Annotated in this window: 10 protein-coding genes; 2 read left to right on the top strand and 8 right to left on the bottom strand. The window is 65.0% G+C overall.

Translation table 11 applies throughout. From position 1 onward, the window contains the following. The first annotated feature begins 172 nt into the window (after nucleotides 1-172). Both ACE3S9_RS08945 and ACE3S9_RS08940 read left to right on the top strand, forming a co-directional pair. Complete coding sequence (locus ACE3S9_RS08945; RefSeq protein ID WP_374546100.1) at nucleotides 173-373, top strand: hypothetical protein; 201 nt, start codon at nucleotides 173-175, stop codon at nucleotides 371-373. Between the two features lie 116 nt (nucleotides 374-489). Next, entirely contained in the window at nucleotides 490-612 is a 123-nt protein-coding gene (locus ACE3S9_RS08940; RefSeq protein ID WP_374546099.1) for a hypothetical protein, read from the top strand. 25 nt (nucleotides 613-637) lie between these two features. On the opposite strand, the gene ACE3S9_RS08935 is transcribed toward ACE3S9_RS08940, so the two are convergent. The 8 genes from ACE3S9_RS08935 to ACE3S9_RS08900 form a co-directional block, all read right to left on the bottom strand. Continuing rightward, entirely contained in the window at nucleotides 638-1,198 is a 561-nt protein-coding gene (locus tag ACE3S9_RS08935; protein WP_374546098.1) for a hypothetical protein, read from the bottom strand. Between the two features lie 310 nt (nucleotides 1,199-1,508). Continuing rightward, the gene (locus tag ACE3S9_RS08930; protein ID WP_374546097.1) at nucleotides 1,509-1,991 is read right to left on the bottom strand and encodes a hydrogenase maturation protease; all 483 of its coding nucleotides are present in this window, start codon (nucleotides 1,989-1,991) and stop codon (nucleotides 1,509-1,511) included. Next, nucleotides 1,988-3,469: a Ni/Fe hydrogenase subunit alpha gene (locus ACE3S9_RS08925; protein WP_374546096.1), complete on the bottom strand. Its 1,482-nt coding sequence runs from the start codon at nucleotides 3,467-3,469 to the stop codon at nucleotides 1,988-1,990. Before ACE3S9_RS08925 ends, ACE3S9_RS08930 begins: the two co-directional genes overlap by 4 nt. A 7-nt stretch (nucleotides 3,470-3,476) precedes the next feature. Beyond that, a complete protein-coding gene (locus ACE3S9_RS08920; protein ID WP_374546094.1) occupies nucleotides 3,477-4,037 on the bottom strand; it encodes an NADP oxidoreductase in 561 nt (186 codons plus the stop codon). Nucleotide 4,038: 1 nt separating this feature from the next. Then, entirely contained in the window at nucleotides 4,039-4,755 is a 717-nt protein-coding gene (locus tag ACE3S9_RS08915; RefSeq protein WP_374546093.1) for a 2Fe-2S iron-sulfur cluster-binding protein, read from the bottom strand. Beyond that, a complete protein-coding gene (locus ACE3S9_RS08910; RefSeq protein WP_374546091.1) occupies nucleotides 4,752-6,539 on the bottom strand; it encodes an NAD(P)H-dependent oxidoreductase subunit E in 1,788 nt (595 codons plus the stop codon). Before ACE3S9_RS08910 ends, ACE3S9_RS08915 begins: the two co-directional genes overlap by 4 nt. 137 nt (nucleotides 6,540-6,676) lie before the next feature. After that, complete coding sequence (locus ACE3S9_RS08905) at nucleotides 6,677-7,369, bottom strand: response regulator (RefSeq protein WP_374546101.1); 693 nt, start codon at nucleotides 7,367-7,369, stop codon at nucleotides 6,677-6,679. Next, nucleotides 7,363-10,065, bottom strand: a complete 2,703-nt coding sequence (locus ACE3S9_RS08900; protein ID WP_374546090.1) for a DUF4118 domain-containing protein — start codon at nucleotides 10,063-10,065, stop codon at nucleotides 7,363-7,365. The genes ACE3S9_RS08905 and ACE3S9_RS08900 overlap by 7 nt, the downstream gene beginning before the upstream one ends. Between the last annotated feature and the right edge of the window lie 59 nt (nucleotides 10,066-10,124).

Raw genomic sequence — 10,124 nt, 5'->3', positions numbered from 1 at the left:
TAATCAACGCAGATGAACCCGGCGTGAACTGGAGCATGAGCTGTGCGCCAGAGACGAAACGCGTCGCGGCGAAAAAAGTTTTCTGCCAGGCTCATGTTATAAAGAAGGCGGAAGCCGCCGCCCGGGGGAGGATGGTTTGGTCGTTGCGCCCTGTGTCCGATGGAGCGCCGTGTTGCTGGTCGCGCTCGTCGCGGTCGCGCCGCGCGCGCAAGACGACGATGTGGGACCACAAGCCGACGGTTTCGAGGACAAGCATTTGTTCGGCTTCACCGAGGGGGCGGATGTCGGCGAGCCCAGCAGCCGCGAGGCCGAATTCACCTCCACCGGCGCTTTCGGCAAAGGCGGCGGCGTCTCCTATCAGGCGGTCGAATAGGAGGCGGCCTATGAGGCGGCTGTGGCGGAGCGTTTCGGCTATGAGCCGATCGCAGCTCCGCGCTTTATGTCGGCCCCACCATGCATTTGCAGATGGGGCCGAAGGCGTTTTCGTCGATGGCCTGGTCGGCGCAGGTCGCCGCCTCGTCGCGCCCCTCGACGGCGGAGCGGATCGAGGCCTGGAACCAGTTCGATCTCTCACGGCAAGAAGCGCAGATGGTGTTCGGCATCGCGTTCTGACATCGACGCGGCGCGCGACTCCCGATTATTTCCCTTTGATTTCCCAACTGGTGTTGTGCGGGATATCCATCGCGGTATAGGCGCCCGCGCCAGCCAGGGCGGGCATCCCGTTGCATGCGAACGGCTCGCTCCCGGTAATGCCGGTATATTTGCCGGTGCCGCCGGTGATGATGTGGGTGCCGCAGCTCAGATCCGGCTGCGACTTGTCGACGTCGCGGGTGTCGAAGGTCGAGAAGATCATGTCGCCGTCGGCGTCAGCCAGAATGCAGGCGCCGTCGATATATTTCTTGGGGCCCGAATTGACGCTCAGCGCCGTGCAGCGCGCCGACATCTTGTCGAGCATTTTCTCGCCTTTCATATTCTGCGTCGTCCCCACGGCCTCCAACAGAGTCGCCGTTCCCAGACCGTTCACTTCGAGGTTCTGGACCGGCCGGAAAATGAAATGGGTCACATAAGGCGTGGTGCCCTTCTTGGCCATGGTGTCGGCCGAAGCTATTCCGGGGGCGAGTGACAAGAGCGCGCTCGAAAGAATCGCCGCCGTCAACAGCGTCGTCTTTCCGGCTTTTGCCGTGACTGTCTTTTGCATGGCTGCCTCCCTTCAGACCTTGTTCTTGATTGGCAAGGTCGTTCGTACGGACGCGATCAGCAGCCAAGGCTCGCCGCGCGGAAGAATGTCCGCGCGCGCTTTTCCATCCTGCTGAGGCGCCAACAAAAGCGGCGCTCGATCACTTGAGGAACAGCGCCCACCGCCAGCATTATCGCGGCGGTTTTGGCTCAGGTTACGGCGTATTGCGTGTCACCGTTTACGAGCCGATCCTTAAAATCATAGCATTTATTTCATCGAGCCACGTTCAAGAAAATTTGAGAGGCGCCGCGCCGCGATCGCGCCATGACCTTCACAGTCCTTGATCGCCCGTTACAAGGCCGCGCCAGATCGCCGGATCGCGTTGCGCCGCCAGACGTTGCAGCAAGGCCCAGGCCGGATCGAGCCGCGCCGCGCCGGGCGCGCTCAAGCCTTCGCCGAGCCCGAAGCTTTCGCCGCGCACGCAGAGTAGAAAGCTCGGCGGCGGCTCGCGACCCAATGTCTTTTCGAACACCGCCAGCACACTTTCCGGCGCCAGTGCGTGGCTGGTGTGAGTGAGCCCGGGGCGCGGAAAAATTTCGCGGAAGGCGAAGGGCGCCGGCGTATCGCGTCCGGCGTCGAGGAACAGCGCGAGATCGGCGCCATCGAGATCGAGCGCATGTTCGAGCTGGAGCTGATAATCCTCGATCAGAACGGCCTCGGGCCATCGCGCCTCGGCGATCCGCGCCAGCAACAGCGGCCCGATTCCGTCGTCGCCGCGCGAAACATTGCCCCAGCCGAAAACAACCAGTTTCACGCCAACGCGCCGACGAAGTTCTTGCGGCCGCGCGCTATCGTCGCGCCGGTAGAGTCGACCAGATCGACTTGCAACGGCATCTGGCCAATGGCGTGGGTCGCGCAGGACAGGCAGGGATCATAGGCGCGGATGGCGACCTCGATATTGTTCAGCAGGCCCTCGGTCACTTCATGTCCGCTCAGTTCCCGTCGCGCCACGCTGCGGATGGCCTCGTTCATCGCTTGATTGTTATTGGTGGTCGAGACGATCAGGTTGCAGAAGCTGACGAGATCATCTTCACCGACGCGATAATGATGAAACAGCGTTCCGCGCGGCGCCTCGATCACGCCGACGGCCTCCTCATGGCGCTCGCCCTTGTCGCCCATCAGTTCCGTCCCGGTGATGTCGTCATCGTCGAGCAGATCGCGGATCGTCTCGGCGGCGTGCAGGGCTTCGATCATTCGCGCCCAATGGAACAGCAGCGCGCCGTGGCGCGGCTTGCCGCCGCCATGCGCCACGAATTTGCGCCGCTCTTCTTCGGCGAGCGGCGTCGGAATGAAATCGCAGGTTTGCAGCCGGGCGAGGGGGCCGACCTTGTACCAGCCGGCTTCGGCGCCGAGCGTGCGGATATGCGGAAACTTCATATAGGTCCAGGGCTTGACGTCTTCCTTCAACAGAGCGTCGTAGTCGCTGCACGGAACCTGGTCGAAGATCGGCGCGCCGTCGACATCGCGCGCCCGCAGGCGCCCGTCGTAAAGTTCGAGCGCGCCATCCGGCGCGGCGAGGCTGAGCATGTTGGATGGGGCGTCGCCGAAAAAATCGTAGAATTCGGGCCGCGTCGCATGGAGCCTTTCGACCAGTCGCACCGCGTCGCGCGACCAGCCGATCATGGTGTCGATATCCCGGCGCATCTCGTCGCGCTCGGCGGCGGTCAGCGTCTTGTTGACGCCGCCGGGAATGGCGCCGGTGCCGTGGATGCGTTTGCCGGACGTGTGGCGAATGACTTCCTGGCCATATTTGCGCAGCAGCACGCCCTGTTTGGCGATCTCCGGAAAATCCGCCGCGACCCCGATAATGTTGCGCCGGGTCGGCTCGCTGTCGAAGCCGAGCAGCAGGTCGGGCGAGGCGAGATGGAAGAAATGCACGGCGTGGGATTGCAGGATCTGGCCGTAATGCATCAGCCGCCGCAGCTTTTCGGCGGTCGGCGTCAGACGCTCATAGCCGGCGATGCGGTCCATCGCCTTGACGGCGGCGAGATGATGGCTGACCGGGCAGATGCCGCACAGCCTCTGCACCACAACCGGAACCTCCCAGAACGGCCGCCCCTCGATGAAGGCTTCGAAGCCGCGAAATTCCACAATGTGCAGGCGGACCTGATGCACCTTGTTGTCGTCGTCGAGCAGGATGGTGACCTTGCCGTGGCCCTCGACGCGGGTGACGGGATCGATGGCGACGCGGCGCAATTTCTGGCCGGGTTCGGCGGTTTCGAGCGCGGACATGACAACCTCAATCGAAACGGAAATGGGCGTAATCGAGGCGCGGCGTGCGGCCGTCGATCAGATCGGTCAGGAATTTCCACAAGGCGTCGGCGGAGGGCGGACAGCCGGGAATCAGATAGTCGATCCGCACGATCTCGTGGATCGGATAGACCTTGTCGAGCAGCAGCGGCAGCTCGGGGTCGCGCGGGATTTGCGCGGTCTCCTCGACGCGGTCGCAATAGACCTTGCGGACGAGATCGCCGAGGTCGAGCGGATTGCGCTGCGCCGGCAGGCCGCCATTGATGGCGCAGGCGCCGACCGCAACGAGCGTGCGGCAATTGGCGCGGAATTCGCGCAGCACATGGACGTTTTCGGCATTGCAGACCGCGCCTTCGATCAGGCCGATGTCGCAGGCGCCGCAATGTTTGATGTCGGTGAGCGGCGAACGGTCGAAATCCGCCAGTTTCGCCAGGTCCAGCACGCGCTCGTCCATGTCGAGCAGCGACATGTGGCAGCCGAAACAGCCGCCGAGCGTCGCGGTGGCGATTTTCAGGCGCTTTTTCGGGCGGGCGGGGAAGGGCGCGTTCATGTCACTTCTCCCCCTCGCGTAAAGCGACTTCGGCTATGGTCTCGTGGTCGTACAGCCTTTCGCCAATCGGCCGGACGAAGCCGACCTCCTTGGGTAGAATGGCGCCAACCGGACAGACCTGCCCGGCCTTGTCGTGAATGGAAAAATCACTGTCGCCCAGTTTCCCGCTCGGCGAATTGACGACGATATGGGAATCGCGCCCGCGCCCCGCCAAGGCGAACACATTCTTGCCGTCGACGTCGCGGCTGGCGCGCACACAGAGCTCGCACATGATGCAGCGATTGAAGTCGAGAAAGGCTTCGGGATGCGAGCCGTCCACTTCGCGCGCCGGGAAAAATTGCGGGAAATGCGGATCGAACATTTCGAGGTCATAGGCCAAAGCCTGAAGCGCGCAATTGCCGCTCTTTTCGCAACCGGGGCAGAAATGATTGCCCTCCGCGAACAGCATTTGCAGCAAGGCGCGGCGGCGCGTGTTGATGTCCGGCGTGTTGCTCAGCACATCCTGCCCCGGCATGGCCTTGATAGTGCAGGCCGAGCCGTTGCGGCCATTTACCACCACCGTGCAGAGCTTGCACGAGCCATGCGGCTCGAATTCCGGATGGGCGCAGAGATGCGGAATGTAAATTCCGGCGGCGAGCGCGGCCTGCAAAATGGTCTGGCCGGGCTCGAAGCCCACGCGCTCGCCATCGAGCATGAACTGGGCGAGGATTTCGCTCATGAATCGGCTCCGATATGGGCGGAAGCGTCGTCGCGTCCAGTCAACGCGCGGGCTTCGGCGAGCGCGGCGTCGAGGTCGAAACCCGGCTCGAAATCCTTCAGCGTCAGGCGGCGCTCGAAGGCGGGCGCGAATTTTTGCATCATGTCGTGCAGCGCCAAAGTCGCGGTCTGGCCGAGGCCGCAATGGCTCGACGTGCGCAGCAGGTCGTGCAGGCGCGTCAGCTCATTGAGTTCGTAGCGCGCGCCATGGCCGGCGTCGATTTTGTTCATGATCCGCGCGACAATGGCCGTGCCGACCCGGCAGGGCGTGCAGAAGCCGCAGCTTTCGTGCTCGAAAAATTGCGCAAAATTCAGCGCGGCGTCGAACATGTCGCGGCCTTCGCCAAACACCATGAAGGCGCCGGCGGTGGGCACGTCCTCGAAGGCGATGCGGCGGTCGAATTCATGCGGCGCGAGACAGAAGCCCGCCGCGCCGCCGATCTGGACGGCGAAGGCGTCCGACGCCCCGCAATCCTCCAGCACCTGTGCGATGCTGACGCCGAACGGATATTCGTAAAGGCCGGGCCGCGCGCAATCGCCGGAGACGGACAGAATCTTGGTTCCGGTCGATTGCTGCGTGCCCTGGCCCGCATAGAACGCGCCGCCCTGAATGGCGATTTCGGTCGCCTTGCACAGGGTCTCGACATTGTTCACCACCGTCGGCTGGTCGAGATAGCCGTGTGTGGCCGGGAAGGGCGGCCGGATGCGCGGCTTGCCGGCCTTGCCCTCAAGCGACTCGATCAGTGCTGTTTCCTCGCCGCAGATATAGGCGCCGGCGCCCATGTGCAAGTCGATGTCGAAGGTGAAGCTTGCGTCGCCGCCAATCGCCGCGCCGAGCAGGTTGTCGCGCCGCATTTCGGCGAGTTTGGCTTCAAGCGGCGCGCGCAGATAGGAATATTCGCCGCGCAGATAGAGAAAGCCTTTTTGCGCGCCCGTGACATAGCCGGCCAAAGCCATGCCTTCGAAAACCCGGCCGGCATAGGATTGCAACAGTACGCGGTCCTTGAACGTGCCCGGCTCGCCCTCGTCGGCATTGCAGACCACATAACGCGCCTCGCCCGGCGCGTCGCGGCAGGCCTCCCATTTCACCGCCGTCGTGAAGCCTGCGCCGCCGCGTCCGCGCAGGTTGGATTTCCTCATTTCCGCGAATAGCCCGTCACGCCCGCGCGCCAGCGCCGCGCGGATCGCCTCGCCCGGCTTGTGCGGCGAGCCGAGCAGCATATCGGCGCGGCGAATATTGTCCTCGACCAGAAAGAAACCCGGCGGCCAATGGTCCAACGGCGTTTTCGCGCGGATCAGGGCGCAGAGCGTGTCGATCCGCTCCGGCGTTAGCCGCGTCACCGCGCGATTGTTGACCAGTAGGGCTGGGCCCTGATCGCACATGCCGGTGCAGGAGGTTTTCGCGATGCTGACGAGGCCATCCGCCGAGGTTTCGCCGGGCGCGAGGCCGAAATGATCCAGCATGCGCGCCATCAACGCCGGCGCGTCGGCCATGCGGTCGGTGATATTGTCGGAAAACAGCACGCGATATTTTCCGCGCGGCTCATCATAAAGATGCGCGTAGAACTGGGTCAGACTTCCGATCCGCGTGGCGGGAATATCGAGCGCGCCGGCCAGAGCGTCGCGGATTTGCGGCGAGATCCAATCGAAAGCTTCCTGCGCGTCGCGCAGGATCTGCAACAGTGCGGAGGGGTCGCGGCCATAATGCGCGAGAATGCGGTCGAGCGCGGAATCGAGCGTGGCCATGCGTCCCTCTCCTGATCGGCGCTTTTCCTGCCTTGCCATTTAGGCCCGGAGTTTGGCGCAGGGAATGACCTCGATCAAGTCAAACCAATGTCATGCGCCTGACGTCGTCCCGGCGCATGACCCGGCGCTGATCGGCCTCAGGGCTCCGGCGCCCAGAGCCGGTAGCCGATGCCCGGCTCTGTCAGCACCAGCCGGGGCATTTCGGGATTGGGCTCGATCTTGGCGCGGAGCTGGCCGACGAAAACCCGCAAATATTGGGTGTCGTCGGCATGGGCGGGGCCCCAGACGGCCGAAAGAATCTGGCGATGGGTCACGACGCGTCCGGCGTGGCGGACCAGAATCGCGAGCAGGTCGAATTCCTTCGGGGTCAGTTTGAGAACCTGCCCGTCCCGGGTCACGCGGCGGCGTTCGAGATCGACCGTCACGCCTTGCGCCTCGTAGCGCGGCGCCGGCGCATGGTCGGGCGCGGCGTGGCGCAAAGCCGCGCGCAGCCGGGCGAGAAATTCCCCGATGGCGAAAGGCTTTTCCACATAATCGTCGGCGCCGAGATCGAGCGCGGCGATCTTCTCGGTTTCCTGGTCGCGCGCCGACAGGATGATGATGGGACTCTTGCTGAATTTGCGCGCCTCGATCAGCACGTCCTTGCCATCCATGTCGGGCAGGCCGAGGTCGAGCACGATGACGTCCGGCGCGGCGGTCGCGATCAGGCGCAAGGCCTGCGCGCCGGTCTCGGCGGTGAGCGTTTCATAGCCCGAGGCTTGCAGGGCGGGGCGGAGAAAGCGCTGGATCGGCGCTTCGTCGTCGACCACGAGCACGCGGGTCTTCATGATTTCTTCTCCCTCTCCGCGTTGGCGACCGGGAAGCGCGTGACGATCCGGGTTCCGCGCCGGCGGACGGCCGGGCTCTGCGCCTCGATGCGGCCGCCCATCGCCTCGACCAGCCCCTTGCAGATCGACAGGCCGAGCCCGGTGCCCGCCTTGCGTCCGTCGGGCCGGCCACCGCGATAGAATTTCTCGAAGATCTTTTCGAGATCGGCCGGCTTAACCCCCGGACCCTCGTCGGTGACCGAAATCACCACCTCCTGACCCTCCTGCCGGGCGTGAACGCTGGCGCCGGTCTCGCCGCCATATTTATGGGCGTTGTCGAGCAGGTTGAACAGCACCTGCTCCAGCAGGCCGGCGTCGCCGCGAATGAAGGGCAGGCGGGGGGCGAGCGAGGTTTCGACCTTCATGCCGGGAAAGGCCTTGCGGCAGCGCTCCACGGCGCCGCGGACGATTTCGGCGGGATCGAGGAAATCGCCGCGCACCTTGATCGCGCCGGATTCCAGCCGCGACATGTCGAGCAGATTGGCGACGAACCGGCTGAGCCGTCCTGATTCCTCCTCAATGGACGCAAGCAGGTCGCGCCGGTCCTCGACCGGCATTTGGTCGCCAAGCTGGCGCAATGTGGTGACCGCGCCGGTGATCGAAGCGAGCGGCGTCTTGAGATCGTGCGATAGCGACGACAGCAGAGTGGTGCGGAGTTTCTCATTTTCCTCCAGAGCCGCGCTGCGCACCGCCTCGCCGACCAGCAGCGAGCGGTCGATGGCGATGGCGGTCTGCTCCAGCATGGCGGTCAGCGCGCGTTCGTCCTCGGGCGTCACCGGCTCGTCGGGCGCCTTGGGCTGGAAGCCGCAGACGCCGACAGCGCCGCGCGGCGTGACCAGCGGCCGGAACTGGAACGGCAGATTGGGCAAAGTGTCGGTGCGCCAGCCGGCGGCCTCGCGCTTCGAAAAGGCCCAGCGGGCGGCGCTCATCTCTCCAGCGGAAATCTCGTCCATCGGCGGCCAGGCGGCGGCGAGGCGCAATTCGTCGGCCTGCGGCAGGAGAAAGAGAATATGGCCGCCCTGCGCGCGCTGCAAATGCGCCGCCGCCGCCCAGAGCGCGTCGTCGAGCGTGGGCGCGGCCGAGAGCTTGCGAGAGAAGTCGTAGAGCAGTTCGGTGTTATGGGCGCGCTCGCGCACGGTCTCGCTCTGGTCATGCACGCGGCCGGCGAGCGAGCCGGTCAGCACGGCGACCACCACGAAGACCAGCAGCGACAGCAATTCCTCGGGCTTGGCGACGGTGAGCGTGTAGATCGGCTCGATGAAGAAGAAATTATAGGCGAGAAAGGAGAGAAACGAGGCGGCGATCGCGGACAAAAGGCCGAAACGCTCGGCGCAGACCAGCACGGCGAGCAGGAAGACCATTGAGAGATTGGGCAGCCGCAGCACGGCGTTCAACGCCTCGCCGACGCCAACCGCGACGGCGACCGCCGCGACCGCGCCGAGCAGCCCGGCCTCCATCCGGCGGCGCAGGACGGCCCGCCATTTCAGCCGCAGGCGTCGCGCTTTCGGCGCGGGCGCCTCGGGCGCGGCGATGATGTGGACGGGGATATCGGTGGATTGCCGGACGATCTCATAGGCGAAATCGCGGCGCAGCCAGCGCCGCCAGAATTTTCCGCGCGCGCGGCTCACCATGATCTGCGTGACATTCTCACGCCGCGCGTAGCGCAGGATTTCGCCGACCGCGTCCGAGGCGGCGAGCCGCGCCGTCTCGGCCCCCAGACGCTCGGCAAGGCGAAAGGCCTGGTCCACGAAACGGACCTTGGCGGGATCACTTTCCTGATGGCCTTCCGGCGCAACATGGACCACGACCCAGGAGGCGTTGAGCCGCGTCGCGAGGCGTCCGCCGGTGCGCACGACCATTTCCGCCTGCGCGTCGGCGCCGATGCAGACCAGCAGATGGTCTGAGGTCTCCCACGGGCCCTCGATCGCGGACTGACGCAGATAATCCGCCATCTGGTCGTCGACGCGGTCGGCGGTGCTGCGCAAGGCGAGTTCGCGCAAGGCGGTGAGATTGCGCGGGGTGAAGAAATTCTGCGTCGCGCGCCGCGCCGTTTCGGGCAGATAGACCTTGCCCTCGTGCAGCCGCTGAATCAGCTCGTCGGGCGTGATGTCGACCAGAACCACATCGTCGGCGCGCTGCAGCACGCGGTCGGGCACGGTTTCGCGCACGGCGACGCCCGTGACCTTGCTGACGACTTCGGCGAGACTTTCGAGATGCTGGATGTTCAGCGCGGTCCAGACGTCGAGGCCGGCGTCGAGCAATTCCTCGACATCCTGCCAACGCTTGGGGTGACGGCTTTCCGGCGCATTGGTGTGGGCGAGTTCGTCCACCACGATCAAAGCGGGGCGGCGGGCCAGCGCTGCGTCTATGTCGAATTCCTCCAGCTCGCGCCCGCGATAGGGGATCTTTTTGCGCGCGAGGATTTCCTGGCCTTCGAGAAGGGCTGCGGTTTCGGCGCGCTGGTGGGTCTCGACGAGGCCGATGACGACATCGGTTCCCTCGGCCTTGAGCCGCCGCGCGGCCGCGAGCATGGCATAGGTCTTCCCCACGCCGGGGGCGGCGCCGAGGAAGACCTTCAATCTGCCGCGCCCCTCACGTCCCGCCAGCGCCAGCAGCGCTTCGGGATCGGGGCGGCGGTCGCGCTCGCGTTCCGTCGCCATGCCTTATTTTAGCGCGTCCAGGGCCAGATTCAGCAAGAGCACATTGACGCGGGGCTCGC

It is taken from the genome of Rhodoblastus sp. (assembly GCF_041915505.1).
GTDB lineage: Bacteria > Pseudomonadota > Alphaproteobacteria > Rhizobiales > Beijerinckiaceae > Rhodoblastus.
The sequence above is the reverse complement of the archived record's forward strand: the minus strand, read 5'-3'. Positions and strand labels throughout refer to the sequence as shown.

Bases quoted from the DNA above. Each gene is read 5' to 3' on its own strand.
- ACE3S9_RS08925 (WP_374546096.1), bottom strand. From the start codon at position 3,469: ATGTCCGCGCTCGAAACCGCCGAACCCGGCCAGAAATTGCGCCGCGTC.
- ACE3S9_RS08940 (WP_374546099.1), top strand. From the start codon at position 490: ATGGCCTGGTCGGCGCAGGTCGCCGCCTCGTCGCGCCCCTCGACGGCG.
- ACE3S9_RS08900 (WP_374546090.1), bottom strand. From the start codon at position 10,065: ATGGCGACGGAACGCGAGCGCGACCGCCGCCCCGATCCCGAAGCGCTG.
- ACE3S9_RS08910 (WP_374546091.1), bottom strand. From the start codon at position 6,539: ATGGCCACGCTCGATTCCGCGCTCGACCGCATTCTCGCGCATTATGGC.
- ACE3S9_RS08915 (WP_374546093.1), bottom strand. From the start codon at position 4,755: ATGAGCGAAATCCTCGCCCAGTTCATGCTCGATGGCGAGCGCGTGGGC.
- ACE3S9_RS08920 (WP_374546094.1), bottom strand. From the start codon at position 4,037: ATGAACGCGCCCTTCCCCGCCCGCCCGAAAAAGCGCCTGAAAATCGCC.
- ACE3S9_RS08935 (WP_374546098.1), bottom strand. From the start codon at position 1,198: ATGCAAAAGACAGTCACGGCAAAAGCCGGAAAGACGACGCTGTTGACG.